This window comes from Pseudomonas sp. MRSN 12121 (assembly GCF_000931465.1).
Taxonomy (GTDB): Bacteria; Pseudomonadota; Gammaproteobacteria; order Pseudomonadales; family Pseudomonadaceae; genus Aquipseudomonas.
Genome location: NZ_CP010892.1, coordinates 1,606,004 through 1,618,169 on the forward strand (window position 1 = coordinate 1,606,004; position 12,166 = coordinate 1,618,169).

The 12,166-nt window shown below is 65.0% G+C and carries 8 protein-coding genes; 7 read left to right on the forward strand and 1 reads right to left on the reverse strand.

What is annotated here, in order from left to right; all coding sequences use genetic code 11:
- Positions 1–36: 36 nt before the first annotated feature.
- The 7 genes from TO66_RS07325 (at position 37) to TO66_RS07355 (ending at position 11,019) form a co-directional block, all read left to right on the forward strand.
- Complete coding sequence (locus TO66_RS07325) at positions 37–2,604, forward strand: fimbria/pilus outer membrane usher protein (protein WP_044465964.1); 2,568 nt, start codon at positions 37–39, stop codon at positions 2,602–2,604.
- On the forward strand, positions 2,604–3,371 hold the full coding sequence (locus TO66_RS07330; RefSeq protein WP_044461707.1) for a molecular chaperone: 768 nt from the start codon (positions 2,604–2,606) through the stop codon (positions 3,369–3,371). The genes TO66_RS07325 and TO66_RS07330 overlap by 1 nt, the downstream gene beginning before the upstream one ends.
- 127 nt (positions 3,372–3,498) lie before the next feature.
- Positions 3,499–5,076 (forward strand): ShlB/FhaC/HecB family hemolysin secretion/activation protein, encoded by a 1,578-nt coding sequence (locus TO66_RS07335; RefSeq protein ID WP_256243738.1) that lies wholly within the window; start codon positions 3,499–3,501, stop codon positions 5,074–5,076.
- 76 nt (positions 5,077–5,152) lie between these two features.
- Complete coding sequence (locus TO66_RS07340) at positions 5,153–8,182, forward strand: GLUG motif-containing protein (RefSeq protein WP_044461709.1); 3,030 nt, start codon at positions 5,153–5,155, stop codon at positions 8,180–8,182.
- A gap of 199 nt (positions 8,183–8,381) precedes the next feature.
- Complete coding sequence (locus TO66_RS07345; RefSeq protein ID WP_044461710.1) at positions 8,382–9,539, forward strand: fimbrial protein; 1,158 nt, start codon at positions 8,382–8,384, stop codon at positions 9,537–9,539.
- A gap of 94 nt (positions 9,540–9,633) precedes the next feature.
- The gene (locus TO66_RS07350) at positions 9,634–10,572 is read left to right on the forward strand and encodes a LysR substrate-binding domain-containing protein (protein ID WP_044461711.1); all 939 of its coding nucleotides are present in this window, start codon (positions 9,634–9,636) and stop codon (positions 10,570–10,572) included.
- 84 nt (positions 10,573–10,656) lie between these two features.
- Positions 10,657–11,019: a 5-carboxymethyl-2-hydroxymuconate Delta-isomerase gene (locus tag TO66_RS07355; protein WP_044461712.1), complete on the forward strand. Its 363-nt coding sequence runs from the start codon at positions 10,657–10,659 to the stop codon at positions 11,017–11,019.
- A gap of 54 nt (positions 11,020–11,073) precedes the next feature.
- Here the strand turns inward: TO66_RS07355 and TO66_RS07360 are convergent, their stop codons facing one another.
- Positions 11,074–12,012 (reverse strand): LysR family transcriptional regulator, encoded by a 939-nt coding sequence (locus TO66_RS07360; RefSeq protein ID WP_044461713.1) that lies wholly within the window; start codon positions 12,010–12,012, stop codon positions 11,074–11,076.
- Positions 12,013–12,166 lie beyond the last annotated feature (154 nt).

Consider the following 12,166-nt stretch of genomic DNA (forward strand, 5'->3'; position numbering starts at 1 on the left):
TCTTTTTTATTTCTTGTTTCTATGGCGATCATGGTCATGAAGACTCAAGCATGGGCTGAAACTTCCTCGAGTGCCGTGGCAGCGGGCAAGGCTGCCGCCGTGCCGGAATCGGATGTGGTGTTCGATTCGCAGATGTTGTTCCAGACCGAGGGCAGCCCGATCGATACCAGTCGTTTCGAGCACCAGGGTTTTCTGATTCCGGGTACTTACCGTATCGACCTGCTGGTGAACGGACGCTGGGGCGCCACCCAGGACATCGAGTTTCGCGATACCCACGGGCCGCAAGGGGGGCAACCCTGCTATGAGCGTTCGCTGCTGACCCGTGCCGGTATCGACCTGGAAAAGGCCGCTGCCCAACCGGGTGTCGAGCCTATGCCAGAGGGCCTCTATTGCGCCGATCTGGCGCGCTACATTCCCGGCCTCACGACCAAGATCAATCTGCGGGAACTGACCATCGATCTGTCCGTGCCGCAATATTTCCTGCAGAAGACCCAATCGAAAACCTATGTCGATCCCGAGAACTGGGATCACGGCATTTCCGCGGGACTGCTCAACTACAACACCAACCTGTTCAGCGTGCAAAACAGCGGCCGCACCCAGACCAATGGGTATGCCGGGCTGAACATGGGGCTCAATGTCGGGGCGCTGCGCCTGCGGCATACCGGCACCCTGGCCTGGTCTTCCGAGACGGGCAGTCGTTATCAGCGCGGCCATATCTATGGCCAGACCGACCTGCCGGCATGGCGCTCGCAATTGCTGGTAGGGGAGAGCGCCACCGACGCCGACCTGTTCGACTCGGTGTCGTTTCGCGGCGTGCAGCTGTTCAGCGATGACCGCATGCTGCCCGACACCGAGCGTTTCTATGCACCGGTGGTGCGGGGCACGGCCAGTTCCAACGCGAAAGTCTCGGTGTATCAGCGCGGCTACCTGATTTCCGAAACTTCCGTTGCGCCCGGGCCGTTCGAGATCAGCGACCTGCAGGCCGCCAGCTTCGGCGGCGACCTGAACGTCACTGTGACCGAAGCCAATGGCCAGAGCACCAGCTTTACCGTGCCGTTCGCCACCACGGTGCAATTGCTGCGCCCGGGCAACTCGCGCTACAGCCTGACCGCCGGTGAGGTCATCGACCCCGGGCTGCGCGGCGACAAGCAGTACGTGCTGCAAGGCACCGCGCAGCGCGGCCTGGATAACGACCTCACCGCCTACGCCGGCAGTGCGCTTACGGGCAGCTATATGTCGGCGCTGATCGGCAGCGCGATCAACACCTCCGTGGGCGGCTTCGCCGTCGACCTGACCCAGGCCAGGACCGATGTCCCGCGCAATGGCAGCCTGCAGGGTTCCAGCCTGCGTCTTTCCTACAGCAAGAACCTGCCGAACAGCGGCACCAACTTCTCGTTGCTGGCTTACCGCTACTCGACCAGTGGCTACCTGGGGTTGCACGACGCGATCGCGTTGCAGGACTTCGTCGAGAACGGCGAGCCGCTGGAGTCGTTCGCCCGGGTACGCGACAGGCTCGACGTGAACGTCAGCCAGCGAGTGAATGCCACGGGGGGGAATTTCTATGTGGGCGGCTCTTCCCTCAAGTACTGGAACCAGAAGAACCAGGCGCTGAACTTCTCCATGGGCTACAGCGACCAGTGGCAGGGCAACAGCTTCTCTTTCATGGTTCAGCGGATGCAGGGCAGCAGCGGATTCTCCGGGCGTCGGGCGGACACCAACAATACCGTCTTCAGCTTCACCCTGACGGTTCCGCTGGGGCGCGAAACCCGCGGCGGGACGGTGCTGAACAACTTCGTCAGCCACGACCAGCGCACGGGCAGCCACCTCAGTAGCGGCGTGTCCGGAACCCTGGACGAGGCGGGCAAGGCCTCCTATTCGGTGTCCCTGGCCCGTGACGAGCAGCAACGCCAGACCACGCGCAACGCCAGCTTCAACTACTTCCTGCCCGAGGTGGCCCTCAGTTCCAGCTACTCCGAAGGCAACGATTATCGCCAGGCCTCCGTCGGTGCTTCCGGCGGCATGGTCCTGCATTCGGGCGGCGTGACGTTCGCCCAGACCCTGAGCGAGACCAGCGCCCTGGTGTATGCGCCGAATGCCCGCGGCGCGACGGTCGGCTACAGCGGGGCGAAGGTCAATGCCAGCGGTTACGCGGTGGTCCCCAGCCTGACGCCGTTCCAGCTCAATACCGTGGATGTCGACCCACAGGGCGCACCTGACGACGTCGAGCTACGGGTCAATTCGCGCAATATCGCACCGGTGGCGGGAGCGGTGGTGATGCTCTCCTACCCGACCCGCAAGGCGCGCTCTTTCCTGGTCGACAGCCTGCAGCCCAATGGTGCGCACCTGCCGTTCGCCGCGCTGGCCAGCGACGCCGAGAGTGGCGAGGAACTGGGCGCGGTCGGCCAGGGCAGTCGCCTGGTGCTGCGCAGCGAAAAGGACCAGGGCACGATCCGCGTCGAATGGGGCAACGAGCCCTCGCAGCAGTGCCTGATCGACTATCGCTTGCCCGAGCGCGATCCGGCGTCGACCAAGGGATACGAGGTACTCGCGCTGCCCTGTCGCGCATTGCCTGCCGCGACTGTCGATCAGGCGAGGAACGGCTGATGCGCGACGTCGTTGCTGTGCGCCTGCGCCAGGCCAGGCGCCTGTGCGGCGGCCTGCTCGCGGGCCTGTTGCTGATGCCGCCAGGCGGGGCACAGGCGGCGCTGGCGGTTACCGGTACGCGCTTCATTTACCCGGCCGGCACCTCGGCCCTGACGGTCAGGGTCGGCAACAACGGCGAGGCGCCGATCCTGCTGCAGGCCTGGCTGGACAAGGGCGACACGGGGACCGACCCGAGTGGCCTGGCGGTGCCGTTCGTGCTGTCGCCGCCCATTGCCCGGCTCGAACCGCAACAGCGCAGCGCCCTGGTGGTGCGTTACACCGGCGAATCCCTGCCCGGCGATCGCGAGTCGGTGTTCTGGATCAATTTTCTCGAAGTACCGCCGCGGACCACCGCCGAGGCCAATGTGCTGCGCGTGGCCTACCGCCTGCGCATGAAGCTGCTGTACCGCCCCGCGGGTCTCGCCGGCGAAGCCGACGAGGCGATCCGTCAGGTGACCTGGCGCCTCGAGCAGGGGCCGCAGGCCGGCGGGCAGACCACGCTGCTGGCCACCAGCCGCGCGCCTTATTACGTGTCCCTGCCGCAGCTCGCGCTGGGGGAAGGGAAGCAAGCGATCAATTGGCAGGGAATCACCATCGAGCCGTTCGGCACGACACGCATCGCCCTGCCGGTTGCAAAAAAGGCCGCCGCCCAGGCGACGGCCATTCATTACCAGGTAGCGATAGACAGCGGGGAGACGCGGAGTGGAAGCGCGCGCATACAACCATAGTTTTGACCGGAGCAAGGCTCCGCCAGGCAGGCGCTTGCCGGGGCACGGACCCGGTCTGCTCCTGGCGGCGCTGCTGCCGCTGACGGGTGTCGCCCAGGCAGTGCAGGCGCCCAGCGCCGGCCAGGCGATGCGGGACATCGAGGCGGTGCAGCCGGCCCAGCCAGCGCCCGCGGCACCGGAGCTGGACCTGCCCAAGGCCGAGTCGCCGGTGGCACCGGCCGCCCCGGACACATCCGGCATACGTGTGCGGATTAGCGCGTTCGTCATTACCGGCAATCAGGTGTTCGATGAGACGCGCTTGCAGGCGCTGCTCGTCGACCTCAAGGACCAGGAACTGGACCTGACCGGCCTGCGTGGCGCGGCACAGCGGATTACCAGCTTCTATCAGAAGCAGGGCTATGTACTGGCCCGCGCCTTCCTGCCAGCCCAGGACATCGAGAACGGGGTGGTGCGGATCGAGGTGATGGAAGGGCGTTACGGAAGTATCGAACTGCATAACGGCTCGCGTGCCCTGGACCAGGTGGTGCAGGCGCCACTGTCGTCGTTGAGCGGCGGCAAGGCGGTGTACGACGCCGACCTGGAACGCAGCCTCCTGCTGTTGAGCGACCTGCCCGGGGTCCGCGCGCGGGGCACCTTGCGTCCCGGCCTGGAATACGGGACCACGGACCTGGTGATCGATACCGAAGCCACGCCGCTGCTCAACGGCACTCTGGAAGCGGACAACTTCGGTGGCTACTACACCGGCGAATACCGCCTGGGCGGCAGCCTCAACCTCAACAACCCGTTGCGCCTCGGCGACCAGCTCAGCCTGCGTGCGCTGCGCAGCGACGAGTCGCAGCGTTACTACCGCGCGGCCTACCAGTTGCCGGTCGGCCCCTGGTCGACCCGCATCGGCGCGGCGTACTCGGAAATGAGCTACCGCCTGGGCAGGAACTTCGAAGTGCTCGACTACCACGGCACCGCCAGCTTCCGCAGCCTCTTCGTTGCGCAACCCCTGGTGCGCAGCCGCACCTTCGATCTCAACGCGCAATTGCAGTACGAAGACAAGCGCCTGCGCGACGATATCGACCTGTTCGAGACCAGCAGCCGCAAGCAGATCGACCTCTGGACCCTTAGCCTGAGCGGCAACAGCGAGGACTTGCTCCTTGGTGGCGGCCGCAACCTGTTCGATCTCTCCTACGCCAGTGGCCAGCTGCGCATCGGCGACGCCGAGGAGCGGGGCCGCGACGGCCGGACCGCAGGCACCAACGGCGGTTTTTCCAAGGTCAACCTCAATGCCGCGCGCCTGCAACGCCTGAGCGACCGCTTCCAGCTCTATACCCGCCTGAGCGCGCAATGGGCCTCGGGCAACCTCGACAGTTCGGAAAAGCTCGGCCTGGGCGGCCCTTACGGCGTGCGCGGCTACCCGTTGGGCGCCGGCAGCGGCGACCAGGGCTGGCAGGCGAGCGCCGAGCTGCGCTACGCCCTGGCGCCCCGCTGGCAGCTCAGCGCCTTCGCCGACAACGGCGTGACCAAGACCAACCGACGAACCTGGACCTCGGGGGACAACACCCGGCGCATCACCTCCACGGGGATCGGCGCCAGTTGGGCGGGGCCGTCCCAGCAAATCAACCTGACGGCCGCCTGGCCCCTTCATGACAACGGGGAAAACGAAGGCCCGCCGCGCCGACCGCGGATCTGGGCGAGCGCGACGCAATATTTTTAGGACCTGCTCGTAGCAGGAGTGGCGTCGCCCTGCAAATGGTTTGCAGGGCGTTATCAAGTGAAGAGGAAGATAAAACGTGAACAAGATCTATGCACTGGTTTGGAATCAGGCCCTGGCGTGCTGGAGCGTGACCCATGAAGGAGCCCGCCGGCGGCGCAAGTCCGGGGCGCGCAAGGGCATGGTGGTCGCGGCTGTCAGCCTGCTGGGCATGGGCGCGATGGCGTCGGCCTTCGCCTTGCCCAACGGCGGCAAGGTGGTGTCCGGTACCGGCGACATCCTGACGTTCAACAATGGCCAGGAAATGGCGATCAACCAGCACTCCGAGAAACTGATCACCAACTGGAACGACTTCAGCGTCGCGTCGGGCCAGAAGGTGACGTTCAACCAGCCCGGCACCAGCTCGATCGCCCTGAACCGGGTCATCGGGGTCAACGCCAGTAACATCCAGGGCCAGGTCAAAGCCAATGGCCAGGTGTTCCTGGTCAACCCCAACGGTGTCGTTTTCGGCCAGGCAGCGCGGGTCGACGTCGGCGGCCTGGTGGCGTCGACCAAGGATATCGCGAACGACGACTTCAACAAGGGCACTTACAAATTCGCCGGCAATTCGACTGCGCAAATCATCAACAGCGGCACCCTGACCGCCGCCGAAGGCGGCAGCATCGCGCTGCTGGGCAACAGCGTGCGCAACGATGGTGTGATCCAGGCGCAGATGGGCCGTGTCGCCCTGGGGGCAGGCGATGCCTTCACCGTGAACTTCGATGGCAACAACCTGCTCAACCTGCAGGTCGACGGTGCAGCCGTGGACGCCCTGGTGCATAACGGCGGCCTGCTCAAGGCCAACGGCGGCCAGGTGCTGATGACCGCCAAGAGCGCCGGCACCATGCTGCAGACGGTGGTCAACAACCAGGGTGCGATCGAAGCCAACACCCTGCGCGGCACCTCCGGCAAAATCACCCTCGATGGTGGCGACTCCGGCATCGTGCAGGTGGCGGGTTCGATGAACGCCAACGCTATCGGGACCCTGGGCAACGGTGGCCTGATCGAGACCAAGGGCGCGAAGACCGAAGTGCAACTGGCGGCGCGGGTCAACACCCAGGCCAGCAACGGCCGGACCGGCGACTGGAAAATCAGCTCGTCCGACGTCCGGGTCAGCCCGACGGCGGCATCGGGGCGTAATACCGCCTATGCCGACACGCTGTCGAGCAACCTGGCGACCACCAACATCGAGCTGGCCAGCACCGCCGGCGACGTGGTGGTGGGTGGGCCGGTCGCCTGGAAAAGCGGCAACCAGCTCAAGCTCTCTTCGGCGGGCGACATCGAACTCAATGGCGGCCTGAATGCCACCGGGGCCAACGCCCGAGTGGAAATGACCGCCAAGAAAGCGATCAGGCTCAATGACAATGTGACCCTCACCGGTGCCAACAGCAGCCTTGGCCTGAATCATCAGTCCGGCTACGCCCTGGGCGACAAGGCCGTGGTCACCTTGTCCGGTGCCGGCGCGGCATTCGACTCCAACGGTTCGCAGTATGGCGTGGTCCAGAACAGCGCGCAGTTGCAGGCGGTCAACAACAACCTCAACGGGCTGTATGTCCTGGGTAACAACATCAGGGGCTACGGCAACTTCCGGGCGATCGGTGGCGACAGCCAGTTCAACGGTGTGTTCGACGGCCTGGGCAACACCCTCAGCGGGTTCAGTGTCACCAATACCGGGCCGAATGTCGGTCTGTTCGCGGCCAACTCGGGCCGTATCGGCAACCTGAAGCTGGCGTCGATGACCATCAACGGCACCACCTCCAATGCGGGTTTCAGCAATATCGGCGGCCTGGTGGGGATGAACACCGGCATCATCGACAACGTCAGCGCCACGGGCCTGCGGGTCAACGGCAGTTCGGCGAACAGCAACACCGTCGGTGGCCTGGTCGGGTACAACGCGGGCGGTTCGATCAACCGCGGGGCGGTGACTGCGTCGACCCTGTCCGGCAACGCCTATACCTCCTCCATCGGTGGCCTGGTCGGGGAGAACGCCTCGGGCCTGGCCGGCATGGGCAACATCACCAACAGCAGTGCCAACACCTCCATTACCGGCTCCATGCAACGCAACTCCACAGGGGGCGTCGGCGGCCTGGTCGGCAGCAACAAGGGCGGCCATATCGCCGACTCCTCGAGCTCCGGCAACGTGGGTAACTACTACTCCTTTGGCGGCCTGAATGTCGGCGGCCTGATCGGTTACAACCTGACAGGCATGGTCGAGCGTTCGAACTCCTCCGCTATCGTGCGCGGCTACAGCACCAGCAACGTAGGTGGCCTGGTCGGCCTCAACGTCAACAGTGCGATCAAGGAGTCCAGCGCCAGCGGTGCGGTATACGGCTCCGGGGGCATGGGCGTGGGCGGCCTGGTCGGTTCCAACCAGAACAGCACCCTGAACGACGTCAAGGCCACTGGCAACGTCAGTGATAACTCAGGTACTCACGTCGGCGGCCTGGTCGGTTACAACAGCTACAGCAAGATCGACACCGCAGAAGCCCTGGGGACCGTTGCCGGTGGCGCCAACGGCAATATTGGCGGCCTGGTGGGCAACAACTACGGCGGGAGCATTAGCCATTCCGTGGCCCGCGGCAGGGTCACGGGCAGTACCAACAGCCATCTCGGCGGCCTGGTCGGCTACAACGATGGCGATTTGAACTCGGTCGAGGCCAGTGGTGATGTTCGTGGCGGTTACAACAGCTTCGTCGGTGGCCTGGTCGGCACCAACGGTCGCAACCTGGGCAGCAGCATCGATACGGCCACCGCCAAAGGCAATGTCTGGGGCGACCGGAACAGCGTCAACGGTGGGCTGGTCGGACAGAACCACGGGCAGATCCTCAACTCCCTGGCCCTGGGCACGGTGGGCGGCGGTTACTACGCGAAACTCGGCGGCCTGGTCGGCTTGAACATGGCCAACGTCCGTCAGTCGGTGGCTTCTGGCAAGATCGACTTCAACTCGCGCCTGGGCCAGACCTATGGCGGCCTGGTGGGCGTCAACTACGGGACCATGAGCTACAACTCCGCCTTGGGCGAGGCGGCCCAGGTGCCGCTGGCCGGCCTCAACTACGGGGAAATCAAGTAAGCAGGAGTGACACCCGTCGATAGCCTGCTGTCGCGGGTCGCCGCTACGCCATGCCTGTGCAGGGCGTAGCGGCTTTTTCAGGATCGACCCCCTCTTTCAGGATGAGCCGCCCGGCGGATCATCAATGCATCACGACCCGGCGCGCTGGCCACGGTACGGCGGCGAGCGATCGGGCACCGCAGAACACGGAGAATCGCCCATGCCCTTTCCAACAGCGTTCAGCTGGCGCCGGTTTTACCGTTACGTCCAGGTCATCGCCTGGCTGCTGGCGGGCCTGGTCGCCGGCCCGGCACAGGCCGCCCTGGTGCAGAGCCAGGCGGTCCAGTGCGCCTTCAGCAACGGTGCCGGCCGACCCTGGCAGGAGGTGACTCCCTTGACCAGCACCACGCCGGTGGGCGCCGTGCTTTACCAGCGTTCGGTAGCCTTGTACACCAACTACCGCTATGGCGGTTCCTCGGGAAACGTCGCCCATGAACTGGTGTCGGCGGGGCATTGGACAGCCGGCACGCCGCTCCCCGAGGGCATCGCGCCGACCAATATCAGTGGCATCGGCTTCAAGATCGTGGCGAGTTCCTCGGACGGTGTCTTGCGGGAAATCCTGCAGAGCGCCAAGCCGGTGGCCGTGGAAAAGGACTATGTCCGCTACGACTCCAGCGCCGGCCAGAACCAGCGCTCGCAGATGGTCACCAACTACGTCCAGTCGCTGGTCCTGACCGTGCCCCCGGGCCAGTTGCCTGGCGGCAAGCTGGTCGTCGACCGGGTCGCTGGCAGTGCCGTGCTGATGCTCTATGCGGTCGACCTGGTCCGTGGTGTCGCCGCCCTGGGCGGCGAGGTGACGATTCCGAACGACAACATCCCCCTGGGCATCTGCCGTACCCCCTATCCCTTGATGGGGCCCGCGATCATCGACATGGGCGGCGGCCCCATCACCATTCCCAACACCTGCGTGGTGGAATCGTACAAGACCATCCCGGTGAAGCTTGGGCGATTCTCCCTGGCGAACTTTCCCAAGGTGGGCGCCACCTCGCCCACGGTGCCGTTTCGCATCGAGCTGAGCCAGTGCGCCGTGAACGCCAAGCCACAAATCACCTTTACCGACAAAGTCTCCGGCCACAGCGATCCCTCGGTGTTGAACCTGAGCCCCTCGGGCAATGCCGCCAAGGGCTTCGGTATCGTCATGACCAACGAGTTGAACGGCCAGCGGATCAAGTACGACGGCACCCCGTACGACATGCAACGGGTCGGCGACAGCGCGGTCATTCCGTTGCGGGCCGGTTACATCCGCACTGGTAGCGATGCCGAGATCAAGGTCGGTGATGCCGACGGCGCGGCGGAGTTCACCTTTACCTTTCCCTGAGCGAGGTGTGGTTTTTCCGCGAGGTGATGACGATGGACGGCGCCGCCAGGCCTTTTCTACACTGTGCTCCGACCCCGGGATGGAGAGCACGCGGATGAATCGCAACGAACTGCGCAAGGCCGATATCAACCTGATGGTGGTGTTCGAAACCCTGATGCTCGAGCGCAATGTGACCCGGGCGGCGGAGAAGCTGTTTCTCGGCCAGCCGACCATCAGCTCGGCGCTCAATCGGCTGCGGGCGATATTCAACGATCCGCTGTTCATTCGCGTGGGCCACCGGATGGAGCCCACTGCCCGCGCCGAGGAACTGATCCAGCACCTGTCGCCGGCGCTGGATGCCTTGTCTTCGGCCTTGAGCCTGACCCACGATTTCGACCCCGCCAGCAGCACCATGACCTTTCGCATCGGCCTGTCGGACGATGTCGAGTTCGGCCTGTTGCCGCCGCTGTTGCGCGCCCTGCGCCAAGAGGCGCCGCAGGTGGTGTTCGTGGTCCAGCACGCCGACTACTGGCGCATCCCGGACCTGCTGGCCGCGGGCGACATCACCGTGGGCATCAGCCAGACCCGCGGCTTGCCGGCCAACGCCAAGCGCAAGCTGCTGCGCCATATCCAGCCCAGCGTGCTGCGCGCCGACGCCAGCGAGACGCCGCTGACCCTCGACGAATACTGTTCCCGCCCGCATGTCCTGGTGTCGCACACCGCCAATGTCAGCGGCTTTGCCGATGAGTGGCTGGCGGAGATCGGCCGGCAGCGCCAGGTGGTGCTGTCGGTGCCGCAGTACAGTGCGCTGCCGGCCCTGCTGGCGGGCACCGACCTGATCGCCAGCCTGCCGGACTACACGGCGGCGGCCATGGCGGCGTCGGGGCAGTTGTTCCAGGAACCGTTCCCGTTCAAGACCCCGACCCTGGACCTGTCCATGGTCTGGCTCAGCCATGTCGACACCGACCCGGCCGAGCGCTGGTTGCGTTCGCGCCTGGAAGCCTTCATGAGCGATCGCGAACCCGTCGCTCCGGCGCTGCTCAAGGCGCATTGAGCGGCTGCCTCTCGGGGCGATGCAGCCCGGCGCGAGGCGTGTAGTATGGAGCGCCTTTTCCGCCACCCAACAGGGAGCTTCGCCATGCCTCATCTGCACATGGAATACACCGCCAACCTGCCGCAACTGGACGCCGACAAGGCCTTGCTGCGGTTCAACCACGCGCTGGTGGCTTCCGGGCAGTTCTCGGAATTCGACATCAAGAGCCGGGCGCTGAAGGTCGAGACCTTTCGCGTCGGCACCGGCCTTGGCGAACGCGGTTTCGTGCATGTGAAGCTGGCGCTGCTCAGCGGCCGCTCGCCGGAGATCAAGAAGCAGTTGTCGCAAAGCCTGCTGGCGGTGCTGCAGGAACTCTGCGAATGGCCGGCCTCCGTCGAGCTGCAACTGGCGGTGGAGATTGTGGATATCGATCGCGAGTCCTACGCCAAGCTCAGCTTCGGCCACTGATCCTGTACGATCCCGGCATGGGCGGCCTGAGCGCCGCCTCTTTTCGTTACGGGCCTAGAGCAGGCCCTGTTGCGCGCAGACCTTGACCACCTGTTCGCGAAACCAGGTGTTGGCGCTGTCCTGGTCGGTGTGTTCGCTCCATTGCATGTCCAGGGTGAACCCCGGCAGGCCGTTGGGCGCCTCGCAATGGCTGAACACCGCTTCATTGGCCAGCAGCGCCTGGATACGTCGCGGCAGGGTCAGGATGAAGTCGGTGCCGGTGATCAGTTTCAGCGCCGCGCTGTAGCTGTTGGCGCGCGCGACGATCTGCCGCCGCTGGGCCTGGCGGGCCAGCCAGCCGTCGATCATGTTGGTGGTCGAGGTCCAGGGCGTGGGGTAGACGTGCCGGCGCTCGACGAACGCCTGCAGGCTGAAACGGCGCTCCGGCGGCGGTGTCGCGCGTTTGTCGAAGACACACACCAGATCGTCCTCCAGCAGCATCTGCGACTTGAGGCCGGCATGGTGGTTGTGGAATTTCGGGCCGAAGCAGATCACCAGGTCCAGGCTGCCGTCGCGCAGCTCCTCGGCGGGAATGTCGGTTTCCAGCTTGTGCACGTTGACCGTCACCGGCAGGTCGGCGAAGTCGAACCCCTTGAGCAGGCGCGGCAGGATCAGCAGCTCGAAGTATTCCGGGGCGCAGACATTGAAGGTCACGGCCTGGCGGCTGGGGTCGAAGGCCTGGCTGCCGGCATGGCACAGGTTGATGCTGTCGAGAATCTTCAGCACGTGGCTGTACATGGTGGTGGCTTTGTAGGTCGGGCGCATGCCGGTGCGAGTGTTGATGAACAGCTCGTCTTCGAAGCCGGTACGCAGTTTCTTCAGGCAGTAGCTGACGGTCGACTGGCTGACGCACAGCGTTTCGGAAACCCCGGTCACGCTGCTTTGCTCGTACACGGCGACGAACACCATCAGGTCCTGCATGTCGAGCTTTCTGAGCAAGTTGCTGTTGAGCATCCGTTCCGTCTCGTTGAGTCACCTCGCGCGGTCGTGCGCAAACCCGCCTGATGCTAACGGAACGATCGTGCTAATTGAATCCTTGCCCCGGGGTTTCGCGGACAGCCAGGGGACAATTATTTCCGAGAACACGACCTGTCGCGCCCGGTTGCGG

Coding starts and splice junctions, on each gene's coding strand:
- TO66_RS07325 (WP_044465964.1), top strand. CDS start 37: ATGAAGACTCAAGCATGGGCTGAAACTTCCTCGAGTGCCGTGGCAGCG.
- TO66_RS07330 (WP_044461707.1), top strand. CDS start 2,604: ATGCGCGACGTCGTTGCTGTGCGCCTGCGCCAGGCCAGGCGCCTGTGC.
- TO66_RS07335 (WP_256243738.1), top strand. CDS start 3,499: ATGCGGGACATCGAGGCGGTGCAGCCGGCCCAGCCAGCGCCCGCGGCA.
- TO66_RS07345 (WP_044461710.1), top strand. CDS start 8,382: ATGCCCTTTCCAACAGCGTTCAGCTGGCGCCGGTTTTACCGTTACGTC.
- TO66_RS07350 (WP_044461711.1), top strand. CDS start 9,634: ATGAATCGCAACGAACTGCGCAAGGCCGATATCAACCTGATGGTGGTG.
- TO66_RS07355 (WP_044461712.1), top strand. CDS start 10,657: ATGCCTCATCTGCACATGGAATACACCGCCAACCTGCCGCAACTGGAC.
- TO66_RS07360 (WP_044461713.1), bottom strand. CDS start 12,012: ATGCTCAACAGCAACTTGCTCAGAAAGCTCGACATGCAGGACCTGATG.